This window comes from Streptomyces boetiae (assembly GCF_031845405.1).
Classification (GTDB): Bacteria; Actinomycetota; Actinomycetes; order Streptomycetales; family Streptomycetaceae; genus Streptomyces; species Streptomyces boetiae.
Genome location: NZ_JAVREN010000120.1, coordinates 1 through 468, shown reverse-complemented (window position 1 = coordinate 468; position 468 = coordinate 1). Strand labels below are relative to the sequence as shown.

The 468-nt window shown below is 66.7% G+C and carries 1 protein-coding gene; it reads right to left on the bottom strand.

Annotated elements, in window-relative coordinates:
• Window positions 1-247, bottom strand: a 247-nt coding sequence (locus RM780_RS27660; protein ID WP_394813107.1) for a PhoU domain-containing protein, incomplete at its 3' end; no start/stop codon positions are given.
• Window positions 248-468: the final 221 nt, after the last annotated feature.

Sequence of the window (468 nt, the reverse complement as noted above, 5' to 3'; positions counted from 1 at the left end):
AACTCACCACAGCCCGCAGATCGCCGGCGACCGGGGCTTGGCGGGCCAAGATCGTGAACGCGTCGGTTTCCAGCCGGGCGCACTCACAGGTGATGTCGCTGTAGTCGGCGATCACGGCTTCGGCGATCTGCAGGTCGGGTGCAAGTAACGCATCGGTGGCGCGGGCCATGGCCTCGCCGGTGCAGTCGCACAGCGCAGCGATCCGGGCGTTGAGATCGTCGAGCTGCCGGTGAAACACAGTGCGCATAGCCATTGAGAGTAAGGGGCGGCGCCGCAAGCTGCCAGAGGCCCCACGGCAAGCAGCGGGTAAACGCGTAGCGCCACATCCCTGGACTTGGCTCGGATGTATCACGTCGGCCGGTGGTGGCGGGTCCCGGCGCCAGACCCCTCAGCGCACAGCAACACCGCATCGACCATCTCGGCGCGGGACGCCCGTGTCGATAACCATTCGGCCACACCGTCATCGAC